This is a genomic window from Pedobacter sp. (assembly GCF_035566355.1).
In the GTDB taxonomy this organism is placed as follows: Bacteria; Bacteroidota; Bacteroidia; order Sphingobacteriales; family Sphingobacteriaceae; genus Pedobacter.
The window spans coordinates 1-2,554 of sequence record NZ_DATMRL010000421.1 but is presented as its reverse complement, the minus strand read 5'-3'; the positions used below and the strand labels follow the sequence as shown (position 1 = coordinate 2,554).

The following is a 2,554-nucleotide window of genomic DNA, read 5'->3' as shown; positions in this document are numbered from 1 at the left end:
GTTTATAAAACAACACGTTCAAATTTGGTGTGTAAGTCAGTTTACAGCAGAAACCATAGAAAAAAAACACGGCATCAAAGGAAAAAATGCCTTTGTGTTGAACAACTGCCTGGACCCTCATTTCAACATCCCAGAAATACTTCATAAACCAGGCTACCTGCTTTCGCACTATAAATTACAGCCTGCACAACCCATACTATTAAGCATCTGCAGACTCAGCTCACACGACCATGACAAAGGTTATTTACAGGTGATCAGGATCCTAAAAAGATTACAGGAAAGATTTCCCAATATATATTATCTCCTGGCTGGGCAACCTGATAAAGAAGAAAAGGATTTCCTGCAAGAATTGATCAGGAAAGAAAACCTGGAAAACCATGTAAAATTAATTGGCTTTATTCCCGAAACAGCACTCACAGATCATTATTTATTATGTGACATTTTTGTCCTTCCAAGTAAAAAAGAAGGGTTCGGCCTCGTATTTACAGAAGCTGCTGCTGCGGGTTGCAGAATTATCTGCGGCAATAAGGATGGCAGTAAAGAGGCTATCGCAAATGGCATTTTGGGCACATTAATAGACCCGGAAGACCCTGAAGCTCTTTATCAGGCAATTCTTGCCCAGCTTAAAGAATCAGCAACATTGGAAATGGCCTATGCAAGACAAAATTTATGTCTTATCTATTTCAATTATCCTCAATACAAGTATCACCTTAAAAACTTATTAGGCAATGACTAGGAAACCGCAAATGAAACTGGCCATCTTAACCAGCCACCCCATTCAATACTATGCACCATTTTTTCAGTTGCTGGCAAAAATCATCACGCTTAAAGTATTTTACACCCGCGGAACAACCGCTCTCTACGACAGAAATTTTCTTTGCCAGATCAATTGGGACATTCCATTATTGGAAGGATATGATTACACTTTTTTAACCAATACAGCCAAATACCCGGGGACACATCACTTCTGGGGAATCATCAATCCAGATGCCATCCGCCAAATCGAAGAATTTAATCCCAGATACCTGTTGATCTATGGTTGGTCAAACCTCAGTCATTTCAAGATCCTAAAGCATTTTAAAGGCAAAGTCAAAACCATTTTCAGGGGAGACTCCATTTTATCAAATAAACTCCCATTATGGAAAAGACCATTCAAAAAGATCTTCCTCGCCTGGCTGTATACTCAAGCAGATACCATACTATACGCAGGAACCAACAACAGGGCTTATTTTAAGCATTATGGTGTAAAAGATGAAAAACTCCATTTTCTACCACATAGTATAGACAACCAACGCTTTAGTTCAACGGGCTCCGGTGCATTGATCCGCAAAAGCCTGGGGCTAAAGGAAACCGACCTCCTTGTCCTTTTCGCTGGAAAATTCAATAAAGGAAAAAACCCAATATTACTTCTAAAAGCATTCAAAAAAATCTGTAAAAATAACCACCACCTCCTTTATATTGGTTCCGGACCACTGGAAACCCTCCTAAAAAAAGAAGCAAAAACACACCCGAATATCCATATCCTTCCTTTTCAAAATCAGAAAATTATGCCCTGTTTTTATAAAGCCGGCAATCTTTTTTGTTTACCCTCCTTGCAGGAGACCTGGGGTCTTTCTATTAATGAAGCCATGGCTTGCGGTAAAGCAGTACTGGTATCCGACCGGTGTGGTGCCGCCACCGACCTTGTTACAGCAGCAAATGGAATGACTTTCAAAAGTAATGATCTGGATGACTTAACCACAAAACTCGACCAGCTTCTTCAATGTAAAGAAAAGCTTGAAAAGGCAGGCACCGCCTCAGCAAAACTCATCTCTACATGGAATTTCCATGAACAAGCTAAAAGTATCCTAAAATGTCTTTAATGCCCCATACCAAAATCCAGAACCTGCTTACAATTGGCCTCCCCTGGCTCATTTCTCTCGTATTGGCGCATCACCCTGTTCTTTCCTATCTAATTGCCTTCTCAGGGTCCGGGTTCATCTTTTACTACACACTTTTTTCACCCTGGAAATACACAAGTAAAGACGAAGCACAGGGCCTTCAGATCATGCGTCCTATTGTTCTTATACAACTCGTTTTTGCAGGTTTCATGTGCTGTACCTCTATCTTTTACTTCGCAGATCATCTGGGCTACAAATACTTTGAACCAATAAAAGGTAATTTCACCATCAGTTCACAAACCTTTTTAATTGCCAAATCCCAACAGATAGCCCTTCTTGGACATATCGGATTAGTTACAGGTATTCAATACCAAACCAAAACCCTGCTTCAGAAATACCAATGTACAATGTCGTTGGCCCCGCTATTGACCCGCCTGTATTTCATCTCATTCCTCGGTACTGTCGTACTGAATCACTATCCGTCGTTTCTGCAGATCAAATACTATTTACTCCATCTATCCGCCTGCTGCGTGTCTTACCTGTTCGTCTCCGGTATTCTCCGCAGGAAATTACTACAGGCAATACCAGCCGGCGCAGCCCTTAGCTTGCAACTCTTAAATGCCACCCTAAGCGGTTACAAGGAAAGTCTTCTTGTCAGCCTTCTGCTGATCAGT

General features: G+C 41.1%; 2 protein-coding genes and 1 pseudogene. All 3 read left to right on the top strand.

Annotation, left to right across the window (positions count from 1 at the left end; genetic code table 11):
- A partial coding sequence (locus VNZ46_RS16255; protein ID WP_325561114.1) for a glycosyltransferase family 4 protein occupies positions 1-736 on the top strand: 736 nt, incomplete at its 5' end.
- Positions 729-1,862, top strand: coding sequence for a glycosyltransferase family 4 protein (locus tag VNZ46_RS16250; RefSeq protein WP_325561113.1), 1,134 nt, complete (start codon positions 729-731; stop codon positions 1,860-1,862). The genes VNZ46_RS16255 and VNZ46_RS16250, both read left to right, overlap by 8 nt.
- Positions 1,862-2,554: pseudogene (locus VNZ46_RS16245) on the top strand (hypothetical protein); the annotation flags it as partial. The gene VNZ46_RS16250 and the pseudogene VNZ46_RS16245, both read left to right, overlap by 1 nt.

Bases quoted from the DNA above. Each gene is read 5' to 3' on its own strand.
- VNZ46_RS16250 (WP_325561113.1), top strand. From the start codon at position 729: ATGACTAGGAAACCGCAAATGAAACTGGCCATCTTAACCAGCCACCCC.